At 69.5% G+C, this 17,452-nt stretch carries 14 protein-coding genes; 9 read left to right on the forward strand and 5 right to left on the reverse strand.

The features are described 5' to 3' along the window. The first annotated feature begins 178 nt into the window (after positions 1-178). The 4 genes from H9658_RS04930 (at position 179) to H9658_RS04945 (ending at position 4,814) form a co-directional block, all read left to right on the forward strand. Positions 179-1,378, forward strand: coding sequence for an OprO/OprP family phosphate-selective porin (locus H9658_RS04930; RefSeq protein WP_191824547.1), 1,200 nt, complete (start codon positions 179-181; stop codon positions 1,376-1,378). Positions 1,379-1,519: 141 nt separating this feature from the next. Continuing rightward, the gene (locus H9658_RS04935) at positions 1,520-2,845 is read left to right on the forward strand and encodes a CitMHS family transporter (RefSeq protein WP_191824548.1); all 1,326 of its coding nucleotides are present in this window, start codon (positions 1,520-1,522) and stop codon (positions 2,843-2,845) included. A 109-nt stretch (positions 2,846-2,954) separates the two neighbouring features. Next, the gene (phbB, locus tag H9658_RS04940; protein WP_179567147.1) at positions 2,955-3,695 is read left to right on the forward strand and encodes an acetoacetyl-CoA reductase; all 741 of its coding nucleotides are present in this window, start codon (positions 2,955-2,957) and stop codon (positions 3,693-3,695) included. 87 nt (positions 3,696-3,782) lie between these two features. Then, positions 3,783-4,814 (forward strand): LacI family DNA-binding transcriptional regulator, encoded by a 1,032-nt coding sequence (locus H9658_RS04945; protein ID WP_179567149.1) that lies wholly within the window; start codon positions 3,783-3,785, stop codon positions 4,812-4,814. A gap of 123 nt (positions 4,815-4,937) precedes the next feature. On the opposite strand, the gene H9658_RS04950 is transcribed toward H9658_RS04945, so the two are convergent. Both H9658_RS04950 and H9658_RS22860 read right to left on the reverse strand, forming a co-directional pair. Next, complete coding sequence (locus H9658_RS04950; protein WP_191824549.1) at positions 4,938-6,266, reverse strand: MFS transporter; 1,329 nt, start codon at positions 6,264-6,266, stop codon at positions 4,938-4,940. 70 nt (positions 6,267-6,336) lie between these two features. Next, positions 6,337-6,513: a hypothetical protein gene (locus tag H9658_RS22860; RefSeq protein WP_225209738.1), complete on the reverse strand. Its 177-nt coding sequence runs from the start codon at positions 6,511-6,513 to the stop codon at positions 6,337-6,339. 60 nt (positions 6,514-6,573) lie between these two features. Between H9658_RS22860 and H9658_RS04955 the strand changes: the two genes are divergently transcribed. Together H9658_RS04955 and H9658_RS04960 are read left to right on the forward strand one after the other, a co-directional pair. Next, the gene (locus H9658_RS04955) at positions 6,574-9,015 is read left to right on the forward strand and encodes a TonB-dependent receptor domain-containing protein (RefSeq protein WP_225209739.1); all 2,442 of its coding nucleotides are present in this window, start codon (positions 6,574-6,576) and stop codon (positions 9,013-9,015) included. 43 nt (positions 9,016-9,058) lie between these two features. Next, positions 9,059-10,960: an alpha-amylase family glycosyl hydrolase gene (locus H9658_RS04960; protein ID WP_225209740.1), complete on the forward strand. Its 1,902-nt coding sequence runs from the start codon at positions 9,059-9,061 to the stop codon at positions 10,958-10,960. A gap of 459 nt (positions 10,961-11,419) precedes the next feature. Here the strand turns inward: H9658_RS04960 and H9658_RS04965 are convergent, their stop codons facing one another. The 3 genes from H9658_RS04965 to rsgA form a co-directional block, all read right to left on the reverse strand. Beyond that, a complete protein-coding gene (locus tag H9658_RS04965) occupies positions 11,420-12,100 on the reverse strand; it encodes a type 1 glutamine amidotransferase domain-containing protein (protein ID WP_191824550.1) in 681 nt (226 codons plus the stop codon). Positions 12,101-12,203: 103 nt separating this feature from the next. After that, a complete protein-coding gene (locus H9658_RS04970) occupies positions 12,204-13,457 on the reverse strand; it encodes a flavohemoglobin expression-modulating QEGLA motif protein (protein ID WP_191824551.1) in 1,254 nt (417 codons plus the stop codon). Positions 13,458-13,485: 28 nt separating this feature from the next. Then, positions 13,486-14,601 carry a ribosome small subunit-dependent GTPase A gene (rsgA, locus tag H9658_RS04975; protein ID WP_191824552.1) on the reverse strand — a complete coding sequence of 372 codons (1,116 nt, stop codon included), beginning with the start codon at positions 14,599-14,601 and terminating at the stop codon, positions 13,486-13,488. 90 nt (positions 14,602-14,691) lie between these two features. Here rsgA and H9658_RS04980 point away from each other — a divergent pair, with 90 nt between their 5' ends. From H9658_RS04980 to H9658_RS04990, 3 genes are all read left to right on the forward strand, one after another. Next, on the forward strand, positions 14,692-15,972 hold the full coding sequence (locus tag H9658_RS04980) for a pyridoxal phosphate-dependent aminotransferase (protein ID WP_191824553.1): 1,281 nt from the start codon (positions 14,692-14,694) through the stop codon (positions 15,970-15,972). A 90-nt stretch (positions 15,973-16,062) separates the two neighbouring features. After that, positions 16,063-16,704: an SGNH/GDSL hydrolase family protein gene (locus tag H9658_RS04985; RefSeq protein WP_191824554.1), complete on the forward strand. Its 642-nt coding sequence runs from the start codon at positions 16,063-16,065 to the stop codon at positions 16,702-16,704. A gap of 60 nt (positions 16,705-16,764) precedes the next feature. Further along, positions 16,765-17,436 carry a methyltransferase domain-containing protein gene (locus H9658_RS04990; protein WP_191824555.1) on the forward strand — a complete coding sequence of 224 codons (672 nt, stop codon included), beginning with the start codon at positions 16,765-16,767 and terminating at the stop codon, positions 17,434-17,436. The last annotated feature ends 16 nt before the right edge of the window (positions 17,437-17,452 follow it).

Raw genomic sequence — 17,452 nt, forward strand, 5'->3', positions numbered from 1 at the left:
CGCCAGCGCCCCTGGACCGACGGTCCGACCGCAGGCGACCGGGCGCGCCTGAAACGGTTGGCTCCCCCACCGACAGGTCGATGACAGCTACGCCGCACTAGGCTGCAGCCACGCTGGCCTGCGCCTTCCGCTGCGGGCTACCGACTCATCGACGCGCTGCGCGCACCTGGGAGGGTACGTGAACCTGAAGAAATCGAGCCTGTGCGGCGCTTGCGCCTGCGCCTTGCTGTCCCTGCCCGCGCTGGCGCAAGCAGCAGATGGCGACGACGACGGCCCGGTCACCGCCGAGATCGGCGGCCGCCTGCACTGGGACTTCGCCCAGTTCGACAACGACCAGCGCGGCACGCCCAATCCCGACGATACCGAGATCCGCCGGCTGTGGATCGACGTGTCCGGCAAGTTCTTCGGCTTCGGCTACAAGGTCGAAGGCGATTTCGCCGGGCTGCAGGACGACTTCAACGGCAAGGGCATCGAGGCCAAGGACGTCTACCTGACCCGAAAGTTCGACGCCGGCACGCTGAGCGTCGGCCAGTTCAAGCAGTACTTCTCGCTGGACGACCGCACCGGCTCCAACTTCGGCCAGTTCCTGGAGCGCAGCGGCGCGGCCAGCACGCTGGCGCCGCTGTACCGCAAGGCGGTGTCGTGGCAGGCCGCCGGCAAGGACTACACATGGGCCGCCAGCGTCTACAGCCTGGAAAGCATCGACGTGTCCAACATCAAGGGCGATGCGTTCGGCGGCCGCGGCACCTGGGCGCCGGGCGCGCGCGATGGCGACGTGCTGCACCTGGGCCTGTCGCTGGCGCACGAGCGCTACGACCACCCCGGCGCCAACGGCGCGCCGGCCTTGAGCATCCGCCCGCGTCCGGCCGGCCATCTGTCCGACGACAGCCGCATCACCCTGGCGCGCTTCGCCGACGGCCGCGATACCGACGTGGACAAATGGTCGCTGGAGTACGCGCAGGTGCGCGGCCCGCTGTCGTGGCAGGGCGAATTCAGCGGCGGCCTGTTCGACGATGGCGCGCAGCGTGCGCAAGTGCTGTCCGCCTATGGCTTCGTCAGCTGGTTCGCGACCGGCGAATCGCGCCGCTACGACAGCAAGACCGGACGCTTCACCCGCATCAAGCAGGTCAACAACCCGCGCGGCGCGTTCGAACTGGCGCTGCGCTACGACCGCATGTGGGGCACCCAGCACCTGGACGGCCAGGCGGACTTCCTCGACGCCTCCACCGCGTCGTGGACGCTGGCCGGCAACTGGTACCTCAAGCCGAACCTGCGCCTGATGCTGAACCTGATCGACAGCCGCAACCGCGACCACCTGGCCGGTACCACGCTCGACCACACCCGCGCGATCACCGGCCGCTTCCAGTACGACTTCTGAGAGCCGGGATTGGGGAATCGGGATTCGGGAATCGCAAAGGCGGGATTACGCGACTTGATGCGTTGTCGGCTTGCGGTCTACGGCTGCCCTGTCCTGCTGTCGGGTTCGATTTTTTTCCATGCACCACCCTGAGGAACTCCCATGCTGACCGCGCTCGGTTTCGGAATGGTCATCACCTTCATGTACCTGATCATGAGCAAGCGGCTGTCGCCGCTGGTCGCCTTGATCATCGTGCCGATCGCCTTCGCGCTGGCCGGCGGCTTCGGCACCGGCATCAACGAGATGATGCTGGAAGGGATCAAGAAGATCGCGCCGACCGGCGTGATGCTGATGTTCGCGATCCTGTACTTCGGGGTGATGATCGACGCCGGCCTGTTCGATCCGCTGGTGCGGCGCATCCTGCGCCTGGTCAAGGGCGACCCGATGAAGATCGTGGTCGGCACCGCGGTGCTGGCGCTGCTGATCTCGCTCGACGGCGACGGCTCCACCACCTACATGATCACCGTGTCGGCGATGCTGCCGCTGTACCGGCGCATCGGCATGAACGCGCTGAACCTGACCTGCGTGACCATCCTCGCCGGCGGGGTGATGAACCTGACCCCGTGGGGCGGGCCGACCGCGCGCGCGGCCACCGCGCTGCACGTGGACCCGGCCGACGTGTTCGTGCCGCTGGTGCCGGCGATGGCGCTGGCGATCGCCGGCATCCTGGTGCTGGCCTGGTACCTGGGCATGCAGGAGCGGCGCCGCCTCGGCGTGGCCGCGCTGCCGGGCGACACCTGGATGGACAGCAGCGTGGCCGACGACGGCGATGCGCTGCCGACCGTGGAAGACGCCGAGGACATCAAGCGGCCGAAGCTGCTGTGGGTGAACCTGGTGCTGACCCTGGCGCTGATGGCGGCGCTGGTGGTCGGCGTGCTGCCGATGCCGGTGCTGTTCATGATCGGCTTCGCGCTGGCGCTGCTGATCAACTATCCGAACCTGGCCGAGCAGCGCCGGCGCCTGGTCAACCACGCCGGCAACGTGCTGTCGGTGGTGTCGCTGATCTTCGCCGCCGGCGTGTTCACCGGCATCCTCTCCAATACCGGCATGGTCGAAGCGATGTCGCGCAGCTTCCTGGCAGTGATTCCCGATGCCTGGGGCCCGTACCTGGCGGTGATCACCGCGCTCGCCAGCATGCCGTTCACCTTCTTCATGTCCAACGACGCGTTCTACTTCGGCGTGCTGCCGATCCTGTCCGAAGCGGCCAGCCACTACGGCATCACCCCGGTGGAAATGGCGCGCGCCTCGCTGGCCGGACAGCCGGTGCACCTGCTCAGCCCGCTGGTGCCCTCGACCTATCTGCTGGTCGGCCTGGCCAAGGTCGATTTCGCCGACCACCAGCGTTTCACCATGAAGTGGGCGGTGCTGGTGTCGTTGCTGTTGATGGGCTGCAGCCTTCTGTTCGCGCTGTATCCGTTGGCCGCTTGATGGCTGCCGGGAATCGGGAATGGGGAAACGGGAATCGCAAACGCGGCGCTCGCTTCCAACCATTCCCCATTCCCTACTCCCCATTCCCCAACTCCGAAGGAGTTCTTCCATGACTCTACGAATCGCCTACGTCACCAGCGGCATGGGCAGCATCGGTACCGCGATCTGCCAGAAGCTGGCGCGCAACGGACATACCGTGGTCGCCGGCTGCGGCCCCAATTCGCCGCGCAAGTCGGCGTGGCTGCGCGAGCAGCGCGAGCTGGGCTTCGACTTCGTCGCCTCCGAAGGCAACGCCACCGACTGGGACTCCACCGTCGCCGCGTTCGCCAAGGTCAAGGCCGAGGTCGGCGAGATCGACGTGCTGGTCAACAACGCCGGCGGCAGCCGCGACACCTTGTTCCGGCAGATGAGCCGCGAGGATTGGCAGGCGGTGATCGCCAGCAATCTGAACTCGCTGTTCAACATCACCAAGCAGGTGGTGGACGGCATGACCACGCGCGGCTGGGGTCGCATCGTCAACATCGGCGCGGTCAGCGCGCAGAAGGGCCAGATCGGGCAGATCAACTACGCCACCGCCAAGGCGGCGATGCAGGGCTTCAGCCGCGCGCTGGCGCAGGAAGTGGCCTCGCGCGGGGTCACCGTCAACACGGTGTCGCCCGGCTACATCGCCAGCGCCTCGATCAGCAGCTTTCCGCCGGACGTGCTCGACCGCCTGGCGACCTCGGTGCCGCTGCGCCGGCTCGGCAAGCCCGAGGAAGTGGCCGCGCTGTGCGGCTGGCTGACCTCCGACGAAGCCGCCTACGTCACCGGCGCCGACTACGCGGTCAACGGCGGCTTGCACATGGGCTAGGCCGGCGCTGCCTCACGGGTTGGCGCTCGCATCGCAGCGGCTGGCATACACTGCCGATTCCGCTCCCTGCGCCAGCGCCGACATCGCATGCCCGACAAACCCGACCGCGCCGCACCGGGCGCGCGCCTGCAGATGGCCGACATCGCGCGCATGGCCGGCGTGTCCGAATCCACCGTCTCGCGCGCGCTGGCCGACAACCCGGTGGTCGCCCGGCGCACGCGCGCCTATATCAAGCAACTGGCCAGCGAGGCCGGCTATCGCGTCGATCTGGCCGCGCGCAGCCTGCGCTCGCGGCGCTCCAACATCGTCTGCGTCGCGGTGCCGCTGATGCACGCGCATGAGCAGCCGCTGTCAGACCCGTTCATGATGACCATGCTGGCGCTGCTCGCCGATGCGCTGACCGCGCGCGGGTACAGCATGCTGTTGTCCAAGCTGGACCGGCACCAGGACCATTGGGTCGAAGACCTGGCGCGCGGCAGCCGCGCCGACGGCGTGATCATGCTCGGGCAAAGTTCCGAGCATGCCGCGCTCGACGCCGCCGCGCGCGGCGGCCTGCCGATGGTGGTGTGGGGCAGCCGCATCGACGGCCAGGCCTACGTCAGCATCGGCAGCGACAACCTGCGCGGCGGCGAGCTGGCCACCGCGCACCTGATCGAGACCGGCCGCCGCCGCATCGCCTTCCTCGGCGACGAGCAGTTGCCGGAGGTGGCGCCGCGCTTCGCCGGCTACCGGCGCATGCTCGAGCACCACGGCCTGGAGTTCGATCCGCGGCTACATGCGCGCAGCCACTTCCTCAGCGAAGACGCCTACCGGTTGACGCGGGCCATGTTGAAGAAGACCGATCCGCCCGACGCGGTGTTCGCCGCCTCCGACGTGATCGCGCTGGGCGCGATCCGCGCGCTGACCGAGGCCGGCCACCGCGTGCCGCAGGACATCTCGCTGGTCGGCTTCGACGACATTCCGCTGGCGTCCTACAGCCAGCCGCCACTGACCACGGTGCGCCAGGACCTGGCGCAGGCGGCGACGCTGCTGGTGGATGGCGTGCTCGGCCTGATCGAAGGGCAACCGCTGCAATCGGTGGAACTGGCGGTGAGCCTGGTGGTGCGCGATTCGGCGTGAAGAGCCGGGAGTGGGGAGTCGGGATTGGGGATTCGCAAGAGCGGGACGTGCGCACTGACGCTGTACCAGCCAACCCGGTTTCTCAATCCTAGCCGCGGAATTTCAACGCGCAACGCTGCGCTTTTACGAATCCCCAATCCCGACTCCCGAATCCCGGCCCTGCCTCACCAACAGCATCGCCACCGCCGCCATCAGCATCAGCGCGCCGGCCAGGCGGATCACGTTGCGCGGATCGCCGTGCAGCAACGAGTCGTAGTACAGCGGCAAGGTCACGATCTGGATCAGCATCGGCAGCACGATGAACAGGTTGAACAGGCCCATGTACACGCCAGTGCGCTCGGGCGGGATGCTGTCGGCCAACATCAGGTACGGATTGCCCATCATGCTCGCCCAGGCCAGGCCGATGCCGATCATCGGCAACAGCAGCAGCCAGCGGTCGTGGATCACCGGCAGCAGGCACATGCCGATGCCGGCGGCGAGCAGGCACGCCGCGTGCGTGGCCTTGGGGCCGACACGGCGCGCCACCGGCACCATCGCGAACGCGGCGACGAAGGCGACGAAGTTGTAGAAGCCGCCGATCTGGCCGTTGACCAGACCGGCCTCGCGGAAGCCGTGCGAATCCGGCGCGGTGGTGCCGAACAGCGTGGTCGACAGCGACAGCACGATGTACTGCCAGTAGCAGAACATCGCATACCACTGGAACAGCATCACCGGCGCCATCTGCTTCATCGTCGGCGGCATCTGCCGCACCGCATCGGCGATCTCACGCAGCGTGGCCAACGGCCCGACCGGCGCGCCGCGCAGGCGCTCCAGTTCCAGCGGCGGCAGCACCGGCTCGCGCACGCTGCGCGCGGTGAGCAGGATCGAGGCCGCGGAGAATCCCGCGCCGATCGCGAACGCGGCGATGGTGACGTAGGGAATGTGGTGCGCATTGGCCGCGTCCTGGTTCATGCCGAACCACACCAGCAACGGAGGCGTCACATAGGCCAGGGTCTGGCCCAGGCCGGTGAACGCGCTCTGGGTGAGATAGCCGAGCGGGCGCTGGCGCGGCGCCAATATGTCGCTGACCAGGGCGCGATACGGCTCCATCGCCACGTTGTTGGCCGCGTCCAGCATCCACAGCAGGCTCACCGCCATCCATAGCGCCACGCTGAAGGGCATCAGCAGCAAGCACAGGCTGCACACCAGCGCGCCGACCACCATGTAGGGCATGCGCCGGCCCCAGCGGGTGACGGTGCGGTCGCTCAACGCGCCGACCACCGGCTGCAGCACCAGCCCGGTGATCGGCCCGGCCAGCCACAGGTACGGCAGGCTGGCGTGATCGGCGCCCAGATAGTTGTAGATCGGGCTCATGTTGCTCTGCTGCAGGCCGAAGCTGTACTGCACGCCGAAGAAGCCGGCATTGAGCGCCAGCACGCGCGACAGCGGAAGCAAGGGGCGATCGGAGCGCATGCGCATCAGCCTGACAGGAAGCCAAGGGCGCCGCGGGCGGCGCGCCACGGCGGCGAAGCGGATGTTGGGATTAATGCAATCGTTTGTAACGCTGCGCTGCATCATTATTTGATTGATAAATCAGGCTTTCATTACTACAGGCGGCGACTTCCGCATTTTTTTGCGGTGCAAATTGCAATCGATTGCAAAACGCCGTATCACTGCGCCACCCCACCGCCTGTCCGGCATGGGCGTCGCGCCGGTCCACGCCGCCGCACGCCGCATGCAGGCCCTACCCGCGTCACCCCTCGCTTCGGGAGAGATAGCGATGCACCACCCTTCGATCCGCCTGCATACCCTGGCCTGGGCCGTCGCCGCGGCCCTGGCCGCCCCGGCCGCCTTCGCCCAGGACGCGGCCGCGCCTGCCGCCCAGCCCGCGTCCGCGCAGGCCGACGTGGTCAGCCTGGACTCGGTGTTCGTGACCGGCACCGCCACCGCCAAGAGCAAGCTCAAGTCCAGCGTGTCGGTCAGCACCGTCGGCGCAGAAGCCATCGAGCAATCCGCGCCGCGCTCGACCGCCGAGATCTTCCGCAACATCCCCGGCATCCGCTCCGAATCCAGCGGCGGCGAAGGCAACGCCAACATCGCGGTGCGCGGCCTGCCGGTGGCCTCCGGCGGCGCCAAGTTCCTGCAGCTGCAGGAAGACGGGCTGCCGGTGCTGGAATTCGGCGACATCGCCTTCGGCAATGCCGACATCTTCCTGCGCGCCGACTACAGCCTGGAGCGCATCGAGGCGATCCGCGGCGGCTCGGCCTCGACCTTCGCCAGCAACTCGCCCGGCGGCATCATCAACTTCATCAGCAAGACCGGCGACACCGCCGGCGGCAGCGTCGGCCTCAGCCGCGGCCTCGGCCGCTTTGACAACACGCGCCTGGACTTCGACTACGGCGCGCCGTTCGCCGAGCACTGGCAGTTCAACGTCGGCGGCTTCTACCGCCGCGGCGACGGCGTGCGCGACGCCGGCTACGCCACCGACAAGGGCGGCCAGCTCAAGGCCAACCTGACCCGGCTGTTCGACAACGGCTACGTGCGCGTCTACGCCAAGTACCTCAACGACCGCGCCGCCGCCTATACCCCCGTGCCGACCCTGGTCAGCGGCAGCGACGGTTCGCCGCACTTCCACGATGTGGGCAGCTTCGACCCGGGCCGCAATACCCTGTACAGCCCGTATTTCCGCAGCAGCAACAGCCTGGACGGCAGCAACCGGCTCACCCGCGTCGACCTCGGCGACGGCATGCATCCGGTGTCGCGCGCGATCGGCGCCGAGGCGCAGTTCGACATCGGCGGCGGCTGGACGCTGACCGACAAGTTCCGCATCGCCGACACCTCCGGCCGCTTCGTCTCGCCGTTCCCGGCCGAAGTGGCCGACGCCGCCAGCCTGGCGGCGCAGATCGGTGGCGCCGGCGCGACGCTGCGCGATGCCGACGGCCAGACCTACAGCGGCCAGGCGGTGCGCACCCACCTGTTCAACACCCGCATCAACGACCTCGGCAACACGGTCAACGATCTGAGCCTGGCGCGCGACTTCGGCAACGGCGATGGCGGCAACGTCAACCTCAAGGCCGGCCTGTACAGCTCGCGCCAGGTCATCGACATGGACTGGACCTGGAATTCCTACGTGCAGTCGGTGTCCAGCCGTTCGCGCCTGCTCGACGTGGTCGCCGCCGACGGCAGCCTGCTCTCGCAGGACGGGCTGTACGCCTACGGCGTGCCGTACTGGGGCACCGACAACACCCGCCATTACGACGTGCGCTACACCACCAACGCCCCGTACGTGGCGCTGGGCTGGGACCAGGGCCCGCTGAGCGTGGACGCCAGCGTGCGCTACGACATGGGCCGGGCACGCGGCAACACCGCCGGCGGGCTGCTGGTCGACAATCTCGACGTCGATGGCGACGGGATCATCCAGGCGCCGGAACGCAGCGTGGCGACGATCGACTACGCCAACCGCAAGCCGGTGGACTACGACTGGAACTACCTGTCGTACTCGCTCGGCGGCAACTACATGCTCAACGACGACCTGGCCGCCTTCGCCCGCTACAGCCGCGGCGCGCGCGCCAACGCCGACCGCCTGCTGTTCGGCGTGGTGCGCGACGACGGCTCGGTGTCTTCCGACGAAGCGGTGAACTTCGTCAAGCAACTCGAGGGCGGCCTGAAGTGGCGCGCCGGCGGCCTGAGCGTGTTCGCCACCGTCTTCGCCGCGCGCACCCAGGAACAGAACTACGAGGCCACCAGCCAGCGCTTCTTCAACCGCACCTACAAGGCGCACGGGCTGGAGCTGGAAGCGTCCTACCGCGCCGGCGGCTTCGGCCTCAACGGCGGCGCGACCTGGACCGATGCGACGATCGACAAGGACCAGATCACCCCGGCCAACGCCGGCAACACGCCGCGCCGCCAGGCCAGGTTCGTCTGGCAGCTGACCCCCAGTTACCGCGGCGAGCGCTATGAGCTGGGGGTCAATGCGATCGGCACCAGCTCGGCCTACACCCAGGACAGCAACCAGTTGAAGATGCCCGGCTACACGCAGGTGAACCTGTTCGGCAATTACCGCGTCACCGATGCCCTGACCCTGTCGCTGAACGTCAACAACCTGTTCGACGCCTTCGGCCTAACCGAGGCCGAGGACGCGAGCATTCCGGACAATGCCATCATCCGCGCGCGCTCCATCCCCGGCCGTACCGCCAGCGTCGGCGTGCGCTACGACTTCTGACCCCCAAGGAGCCCGCCGCGCCCGCCCCCGGGCGCGGCCCATCATGAACGCTGTTGCCTCCCCCCTCCCCGATCACGCCGGCGTGCAGGCGGCCCTGGCCGCCCAGCCCGGCGCACACGCGCGCTACGGCGCCCATGGCCCGCGCCTGTTCGCCGCACTGCAGGCCCTGTACGGCGACCATCCGGACTACGCGCAATGGCTGCCGCGTTGGCTCGATGCGGTCGCCGCCACCATCCGCGCACGCCCGCCGGCACTGGCCGAGCTGGATGCGGCGCGCGCGCCGGACTGGTTCGGCGACCCGTCGATGCTCGGCTACAGCGCCTACGCCGACCGCTTCGCCGGCACCCTGGCCGGGGTCGGCGAACGCGTGCCCTACCTGCAGGAACTGGGCGTGCGCTACCTGCACCTGCTGCCGTTCCTGCGCATGCGCGAAGGCGACAACGACGGCGGCTTCGCGGTCAGCGACTACGGCCAGGTCGAGCCGCGACTCGGCGACAACGCCGACCTGATCGCCCTGACCACGCGCCTGCGCGAGGCCGGCATCAGCCTGTGCGCCGACTTCGTGCTCAACCACACCGCCGACGACCATCCCTGGGCGCTGGCCGCCAAACGGGGCGACGCGCGTTACCTGGACTATTACCACCACTTCGCCGACCGCCACCTGCCCGACCGCTACGAACGCACTTTGGGCGAGGTGTTCCCCCACACCGCGCCAGGCAACTTCACCTGGGTCGAGGACGCCCACGCGTGGCTGTGGACCACGTTCTATCCGTATCAGTGGGATCTGGACTGGAGCAACCCGGCGGTGTTCGGCGAAATGGCCCTGGCGCTGCTGCAGCTGGCCAACCTGGGCGTGGAAGTGTTCCGGCTGGATTCCACCGCCTACCTGTGGAAGCGCGAAGGCAGCGACTGCATGAACCAGCCCGAGGCGCACACCATCCTGCAGGCGCTGCGCGCGCTCACCGACATCGCCGCACCCGCGGTGCTGCTGAAGGCCGAGGCGATCGTGCCGATGGCGCAGCTGCCACCCTACTTCGGCGAAGGCGACGCACGCGGCCACGAATGCCAGTTGGCCTACCACAGCACGCTGATGGCGGCCGCCTGGGTGGCGCTGGCCGAACAGCGCGGCGACATCGTGCAGGGCGCGATCGCGCAGACGCCGGCGTTGCCGCCGGCCTGCGCGTGGCTGAGCTACGTGCGCTGCCACGACGACATCGGCTGGAACGTGCTGCGCCACGAAGCGGACGGCGGCGACGGCGGCGCGCCGTTCGATCTTGCGCAGGCCGCACGCTTCTTCGCCGGCGGCGTACAGGGCAGCTACGCGCGCGGCGAAGCGTTCCAGAGCAGCGGCGACGGCGTGCACGGCAGCAACGGCATGAGCGCCGCGCTGGTCGGCATCGAAGCGGCGCTGGCCGACGGCGATGCCGGCGCCCTGGAGCTGGGGATCCGGCGCCTGCTGCTGCTGTATGCGGTGGCGTTGGCGATGCCGGGCATCCCGCTGCTGTACATGGGCGACGAACTGGCGCTGGGCAACGACGCGAGCTATCGCAACGACCTGCTGCGCCGCCACGAAGGCCGTTGGTTGCACCGTCCGGTCATGGACTGGGAGCGCGCGGCGCGGCGCGACGACCAAGGCAGCCTTCCCGGCCAGGTCTACACCCGCCTGCGGCGGCTGATCGCCGCGCGCGCGGCGACCGCCGCGTTGGCTGCCGGGCAACCGCTGCGGGCGTTGCCGCTGGGCAATTCGGCCTTGCTCGGGATCGCCCGCGGTGCAGACTTCGTCGCGGCCTACAATTTCAGTGCGCAACCGGTGGCGGTGGACCGCAGTGCGTTGGGCCCTGGCGAATGGCAGGCCATCGCCGACGGCGGACGCGACGCGACCACGCTGCAGGAATGGGACGGCACCTTGCCGGCCTACGGCCTGCGCTGGTGGCGGCGCGACTGAGCGCGGAGCACGTCCTGGCGACGCCACGGACTCGCGAAAGCGCTGCGCGGGAGCAGCGCTTTCGAGGACCAGACCGCGGACGCACGGGGCCGCAGCCGCGATCCGGCTCCGCTGCAGTCGGGACTGAAGTCCCTCCCACAAAACGCAGCGATGCCTGCGCGGCAACGCGCCTCTGTAGGAGCGGCTTCAGCCGCGACAAACGAAGCCGCGGCCTGGCCGATCCCGGAAGCGCTCGGGACTGAAGTCCCTCCTACAGAAAAACGGGCATGGCATGCATCGCCCATTGCCCTTGTGGGAGCGACTTCAGTCGCGACGAACGAAGCAACAACCTGGCCGATTCCGAAAGCAGTCGGGACTGAAGTCCCTTCCTACAAAAGGCAAGCCGGCGCCTTGCCTCGCCCCCGAGGCAGCATTGCGACACGCACCCGGCATCCGCCGAAAGCCGCGCGCCGCCAGCACTTACTTGCCCACCAAGCCCAGCAAAGCCTTCGCCGCATCCTCCGACGAAGCCGGGTTCTGGCCAGTGACCAGGCGGCCATCCACCACCACGTGCACGCCCCAGTCGGCGCCCTTCTCGTACAGGCCGCCCAGCCGCTGGAACTCGTCCTCGATCAGGAACGGCACCACATCGGTCAACCCGACCGCCGCTTCCTCGCCGTTGGTGAAGCCGGTGACGCGGCGGCCCTTGACCAGCGGCGCGCCATCGGCGGCGGTGACCCGGCGCAGCGCACCCGGCGCATGGCAGACGAAACCGATCGGCTTGCCGGCGCGCTCGAACGCCTCGATCAGCGCGATCGACGTGCGGTCCTCGGCCAGGTCCCACAGCGGGCCATGGCCGCCGGGGTAGAACACGCTGTCGTAGTCCGCCATCCGCACGTCGGCCAGCGGCCGCGTGCTCGCCAGTTGTTGCTGCGCATCGACATCGGCCTTGAAGCGCTGCGTGGCCGCGGTCTGCGCATCGGCCGCGTCGCTCTTCGGGTCCAGCGGCGGTTGCCCGCCCTTGGGCGAAGCCAGCGTGATCTCGGCGCCGGCATCCTTGAACACGTAGTACGGCGCGGCGAATTCCTCCAGCCAGAAGCCGGTCTTGTGGCCGGTGTCGCCGAGGCGGTCGTGCGAGGTCAGCACCATCAGGATCTTCATGCGGATGTCCTTTTTGAGGGGAAATGGCGGCCATGCGCTGCAGGCCAGGCACGCAGTATCGGCACGCGCGCATTCGCGGCAGGTGAGCGCGACGCGGCGGCGTTCAGGCGCCTTCGGCGCTGTCCAGCTGATCCATGCGGATGCGGTTGGCGAACAGCGAGAACGCCAGCATGCCGGCCAGGCCGCTGGCGCGCGCGACCCAGTTCGGCAACCAGCGCGGCGGCGCCAGCACGCCGGCCTCGAACAGCGGCGCAAACGCGGCCACGTCCTCCAGCGCCATCTTGCCGGCGAACAGCCAGCGGCACAGCGGCAGGCGATCGCGCTGCAAGGCCTGGCGGAAGAAGGTGTGCACCGACACCAGCCCGCGCAGATACACGGTGTCCTTTGTGAAGGCGGCGCCACCGCCGGTCGGCACGCCGCGGAACACCCGCTGCGCCGAGGAGAAGCTCTCCGCCGGCGACTGCCCGGTCGCATCGAAATAGCGGAACACCTCGACGAAATCGGCACCGCCGCGCGCCAGCGCGATCGCCTCGATGCGCAGGCTGATGCGCTTCATGCGTTCGATGTCGATGCTGCCGGTGATCTGCTCGGCGAAGGTCGCCAGCCCCTCCTGCGTGGCGGTGACCCGCGGCGACGACAGGGCCATGCTCGGCAGATGCGCCTGCTCGCGGCCGTTGAGCGCGGTCAGCGAATGCACCAGCGCCTCGTGGTGGAACAGCTGCGCGCGGTCGTAGTCGCTGAACGAGGCGCCGGAGCACAGGCGGATGCGGTGCGCGCCGGCCGCGGCCTTGGCCAGCAACTCCGGATCCAGTTCCACCGCGATCACCCGCGCGCCGAAGAATTCGTCCAGGTCCTGCTGCAGTTGCAGGCGCAGCGCCGTCGCCGACACCGGCACCTGCTCTTCCGCCGACAGCAGTTCGCGATCCAGCTCCTGCGCGATCCGGATGAAGTGGCCGGCGGCATCGCGGGTGGTCGGGCCATGCCCGGGCATCGGATCCTCGGGCACGCCGAACAGCTGCGCCGAGTACGTGCCGACCGCCGGTGTGCCCAGGGACTCGAGCAACGCCGCGGCCAGGTCCCAGCTATGCGCGGAGGCTTGCAGATACGCGCCCAGCGGATGCGTCGAATCGGCTCCCTGCGCGATCGCCGCCAACTCGCGGCGCGTGTCGGCGAAATCCAGCCGCGGGTACTGCACCTGCGGCAGCTGCGGCTGGCCGCGCGCCACGCTGTCCAGGAACGGCGCCTGCACCGCCGCCGGCCAGCTCGCCAGCGCCAGCAGGCGGATGCCGCGCACCGCCTTGACCAGGCGCGCATCCAGCGCGGCGTGGTGCAGGATCTCGGCAGGCAGCGCGGTCATCGCAAGCGTGGCGGGCGGACGCGGCCGGTCAGCGGCGCTGGTTGCGCGGCGTCGGCCGCTTGCCGCCGGGCTTGCCCGCGCCGGGCCGGCCCGACCTGGCGGCGTCCGCGTTCTGCGCCTGGCGCTGCGCCAGCTTGCTGGCGGCACCGGCGACTTCGTCGCGCAGCTTCATGTAGTTGGCCAGCCGCGCCTCCTCGATGTCGCCGCGCTCGATCGCCGCCTGCACCGCACAGCCCGGTTCGGCCTGGTGCGCGCAATCGTTGAAGCGGCACTGCGCGGCCAGCGCCTCGATGTCGGCGAACCCGCCCTCGGCCAGGTCTTCCTCGCCGGTGGGCTTGAGCTCGCGCATGCCCGGCGTGTCGATCAGGCAGGCGCCGGACGGCAGCGGCAGCAGCGCCCGGTGGGTGGTGGTGTGGCGGCCGCGCGAATCGTTCTCGCGCACCGCCGCGGTGCGCATCTTCTGCACCCCGAGCAAGGTGTTGGTGAGCGTGGACTTGCCGGCGCCGGACGAGCCGACTAGCACCGCCGTGCGCCCGGCGCCCAGCCACGGCCGCAGCGCCGCCACGCTGTCGGGGTCCTTGGCGTTGACGGTCAGCAGCGGAATCGACTGCGCGGCCAACTCCTCCAGCACCGCCAGCGCATCGTCGGCGTACTCGGTGAGATCGGCCTTGGTCAGGATCACCACCGGCTCGGCGCCGCCCCCGCCGACCAGCAGCAGATAGCGCTCGATGCGCCGCGGATTGAAGTCCGCATCCAGGCCGCAGACGATGAACACCGTATCGATGTTGGCCGCGATCACCTGCTGGTGATAGTGCTCGCCGGCCGCGCCGCGCTTGATCGCGGTACGTCGCGGCAGCAGCGCCACGATGCGCTTGTCGTCCTCCAGCAGCACCCAGTCGCCGACCGCGGCGCGCTCGTGGCTGGGGAACCGCGGCCGCTGCCATTCCGGCAGCGACTCGACCTTGAAGCCGGTATCCACCGCATCGGCCACCACGTAGCCGGTGCGGTGCTGCTCGCTGACCCGCGCCGGCCGCGCCAGCGGGTGCGCGGCCATCGCCGCCAGCCAGGCCGGTTCTTCCGGCATGCCGGGCCAGGGCCAGCCTATGGGGCGCAGCGCGTCGAAGTCGATCTGGGGGGAAGTCATGGGCGGATTCTAGACGGTGCGGGCCCCGGGCCGGCCGCCGTGTCACATTTCCGTTACCATGCCGGTTCCACGCCCCCACCGGCCTATGCGATGCCCACCCTGCCGATCAAGCCGCTCGCGATCCGCGAACGCCTGTCCGAAGTCCGCTACGAGATCCGGGGCGAACTGGCGCGGCGAGCCCGGGAGCTGGAGGCGCAGGGGCGCAAGCTGATCAAGCTCAACATCGGCAATCCCGGCGCGTTCGGGTTCCGCGCGCCGGAGCACCTGCAGCGCGCGATCGCCGACGACATGGGCCGCACCGATCCCTATACCCACCAGCAGGGCCTGCCGGAGGCGCGCGAGGCGATCGCCGCCGCCTATGCGCGGCGCCAGCACCCGGACGCGCATCCGGACCGCATCTTCATCGGCAACGGGGTCAGCGAGCTGATCGACCTGTCGCTGCGCGCCCTGCTCAACCCCGGCGACGAAGTGCTGGTGCCCTCGCCCGACTATCCGCTGTGGTCGGCCGCCACCATCCTCAACGACGGCCGCCCGGTCTATTACCGCTGCGCGCCGGAGAACGGCTTCCAGCCCGATCCGGTGGAGATCGAGACGCTGGTCTCCTCGCGCACCCGCGCCATCGTGCTGATCAATCCGAACAATCCCAGCGGCGCGAGCTATTCGCGCGAGTTGCTGGAGAAGATCGTGGCGATCGCGGCCAAGCACAACCTGCTGCTGATGGTCGACGAGATCTACGACCAGGTGCTGTACGACGGCGCCGCGTTCGTGCCGGTCGCGCCGCTGGCCGGCGAACACCCGTGCATCAGTTTCGGCGGCCTGAGCAAGGTGCACCGCGCCTGCGGCTGGCGGGTGGGCTGGGCGCTGCTGTCCGGCGCCGCCGAGCGCGTCACCGAATTCCGCAACGCGATGGACCTGCTCGGTGCGCTGCGCCTGTGTGCGAACGTGCCGGGCCAGTACGCGATCGACGCCGCGGTCAACGGCCCGGACACGATCTCGCCGCTGTGCGCGCCGGGCGGGCGCCTGTACGAAACCCGCCGCGCGGTGATCGAGGCCTGTGCGGCCAGCGAGCATCTGGCGCTGGTGCAGCCGGCCGGGGCGCTGTACGCGTTCCCGGCGGTGGTCGGCGCGGCCGCGCGCAATTTCGACGACCACGACTTCGCCCTGGAGCTGATGAACGACGAGGGCGTGCTGGTGGTGCCCGGTTCCAGCTTCAACGTGCCCTACCGCCACCATTTCCGCGTGACCCTGTTGCCGGAAGCGGCGGTGATGCGCGAAGTGTTCGCGCGCATCGACCGGGTGCTGGCGCGCCGCGCCGACGCGGCGACCAAGGTGGTGCCGCTGAAGCCGCGCAGTGTGGCTGGGGGGCGGTGAATCGGGAATGGGGAATCGGGAATGGGCAAAGTGTGAAGCGTTGCTGCGATTTCCGGCGCCTGTGACCCGGCCGTTTTCGGTGCCGTCGCGATGAGCCAGGTCAGCTTCGCCACGCTCCACCATGCCCCGCTGCGCTATCTGGCGTTAGGCGATTCCTACACGATCGGCGAAGGCGTCGCCGACAGCGGGCGCTGGCCGCTGCAACTGGCCGCGGCGCTGCGCCACGACGGTATCGCCATCGCCGATCCGCAGATCGTCGCCACCACCGGCTGGACCACCGACGAACTCGCTGCCGGCATCGATGCGGCCGCGCCGCAGGGTCCGTTCGCGCTGGTGACGCTGCTGATCGGGGTCAACAACCAGTACCGCGGACGCGCGCTCGAGGAATACCGCGAACAGTTCGCCGCGCTGCTGCAACGCGCGATCGGCTTTGCCGACGGCCAGCCGCGGCGAGTGCTGGCGGTGTCGATCCCGGATTGGGGCGTGACCGCGTTCGCGCAGCCGCCCGCACACGATCCGGCCCTGATCGGCACGCAGATCGATGCATTCAATGCCGCCGCACAGGCGTGCTGCCAGGCGCGTGCGGTGCGCTTCGTCGACATCACCGCGGCCAGCCGCGATGGCGGCGGCAGCGCCGCGATGCTCGCCGCCGACGGCCTGCATCCATCGGCGGCGATGTATGCGCGCTGGACCGGTGTGCTGTTGCCTGCGGCGCGCGATGCGTTAGCCTAGCGGAGTACGACGCCCCGCTGCCAAGGACCGACATTGCGCGACGCCAGCACCATCCAGCCCATGACCCGACCGCAGGCCCTGGCCATCGCCCGTGCCTTCCTGCCGACGCATCCGCTCGGCAATCGCTACGACTACTACTACACCCGCACCAAGCTGCGCACCGATCCGCTCTACCCTGGCGTGCTCGCCGCGCTGCGCGGCACCGACGCCCCGGTGCTGGACCTGGGCTGCGGCCTGGGCCTGCTCGCGCATGCGCTGCGCGCCGACGGCCAGCGGCAGCGCTACCACGGCGTGGACATCGACGCGGCGAAGATCCGCCGCGCGATCAATATCGCCGCGCGCAGCGCCCTGCACGGCGCCCGCTTCGACGTGGTCGATCTCGGCCAGGCCTGGCCCGACCATAGCGGCAGCGTCGCGATCCTGGACGTGCTGCAGTACCTCGATGCGGCCATGCAGGCCAACCTGATCCGCAGCGTGGCGAAGATGCTCACGCCCGGCGCCAAGCTGGTGATCCGCAGCGGCCTGGGTGATGCCAGCGGCCGCGGCCGCACCAGCCGCGTCACCGACGTGCTCGCGCACCTGGCCGGCTGGATGCAGGAAGTGCCCAAGTGCTATCCCACCCGCGACAGCCTGGAACGCCAGCTCGGCGACGCCGGGTTGCGCGCCACGTTCGCGCCGCTGTACGGCAACACCCCGTTCAACAACTGGCTGATCGTGGCCGAACCGCACTGACGCGGCCGGCCTCGCG

The organism is Xanthomonas bonasiae, from assembly GCF_014836395.1.
Classification (GTDB): domain Bacteria; phylum Pseudomonadota; class Gammaproteobacteria; order Xanthomonadales; family Xanthomonadaceae; genus Xanthomonas_A; species Xanthomonas_A bonasiae.

Bases quoted from the DNA above. Each gene is read 5' to 3' on its own strand.
- rsgA (WP_191824552.1), bottom strand. From the start codon at position 14,601: ATGACTTCCCCCCAGATCGACTTCGACGCGCTGCGCCCCATAGGCTGG.
- H9658_RS04970 (WP_191824551.1), bottom strand. From the start codon at position 13,457: ATGACCGCGCTGCCTGCCGAGATCCTGCACCACGCCGCGCTGGATGCG.
- H9658_RS04955 (WP_225209739.1), top strand. From the start codon at position 6,574: ATGCACCACCCTTCGATCCGCCTGCATACCCTGGCCTGGGCCGTCGCC.
- H9658_RS04990 (WP_191824555.1), top strand. From the start codon at position 16,765: ATGACCCGACCGCAGGCCCTGGCCATCGCCCGTGCCTTCCTGCCGACG.
- H9658_RS04950 (WP_191824549.1), bottom strand. From the start codon at position 6,266: ATGCGCTCCGATCGCCCCTTGCTTCCGCTGTCGCGCGTGCTGGCGCTC.
- H9658_RS04960 (WP_225209740.1), top strand. From the start codon at position 9,059: ATGAACGCTGTTGCCTCCCCCCTCCCCGATCACGCCGGCGTGCAGGCG.
- H9658_RS04980 (WP_191824553.1), top strand. From the start codon at position 14,692: ATGCCCACCCTGCCGATCAAGCCGCTCGCGATCCGCGAACGCCTGTCC.
- H9658_RS04965 (WP_191824550.1), bottom strand. From the start codon at position 12,100: ATGAAGATCCTGATGGTGCTGACCTCGCACGACCGCCTCGGCGACACC.
- phbB (WP_179567147.1), top strand. From the start codon at position 2,955: ATGACTCTACGAATCGCCTACGTCACCAGCGGCATGGGCAGCATCGGT.
- H9658_RS04985 (WP_191824554.1), top strand. From the start codon at position 16,063: ATGAGCCAGGTCAGCTTCGCCACGCTCCACCATGCCCCGCTGCGCTAT.
- H9658_RS04945 (WP_179567149.1), top strand. From the start codon at position 3,783: ATGCCCGACAAACCCGACCGCGCCGCACCGGGCGCGCGCCTGCAGATG.
- H9658_RS04935 (WP_191824548.1), top strand. From the start codon at position 1,520: ATGCTGACCGCGCTCGGTTTCGGAATGGTCATCACCTTCATGTACCTG.